Annotated in this window: 1 protein-coding gene; it reads left to right on the forward strand. The window is 61.1% G+C overall.

The features are described 5' to 3' along the window. Positions 1–208, forward strand: a 208-nt coding sequence (locus CEK66_RS20485) for a hypothetical protein (RefSeq protein ID WP_193312734.1), incomplete at its 5' end; no start/stop codon positions are given. Positions 209–578 lie beyond the last annotated feature (370 nt).

A 578-nucleotide genomic window follows, 5' to 3' on the forward strand; every position in this document is an offset into this window, starting at 1 on the left:
CCATGAGATATCGCTGCGCTTGGACATGCTTTTTGCAGCACAGAGCGCTGGCGTCAACATCGACGATGCGTCAACAACGATTGCGCAGATGGCTTTGCTGGATCGCCTCGGGCGCAACGAGTATTTGGAACATCTGAAAAGAACATCCACAACAGGACGCATCGTGCTCTACGGTCACGGGATCGTCACAGGCTCCCTGGACGACTAAGCTTAAGAACCCTGTCGTTGCCGGGCGATATGGTCAGAGGTCAACAGCAGCGTGATGGCCAGTTGCCGCCAGTGCAGCCGGCCAGCGCTCTCCAGCACACTGGTCAGGGCCAACAAGAATCCGCAATCGGCACGATGACGCCTTGGTAGAGGAGGTGTCATCGTCACCCGCAGGTGCAGCCGGTCAGGCGATTACGGTCACGGTTTGCATGCCGGTCCCTGCACCGTCACCGTTCCCAGCACCTTGCCGCTGGCGGCATCCTTGGCGGTGAAGGTCGTGCCGGGGTGCGTCCAAGGCCCGGTCGATGCACTGCCCACGGCGCCACCGGCGGCAAAGAGCTTTTCGTCGACAGCCGAGCCCACGAGACGGA

This window comes from Xanthomonas sp. LMG 12460 (genome assembly GCF_009192895.1).
GTDB classification, from domain to species: Bacteria; Pseudomonadota; Gammaproteobacteria; order Xanthomonadales; family Xanthomonadaceae; genus Xanthomonas_A; species Xanthomonas_A sontii.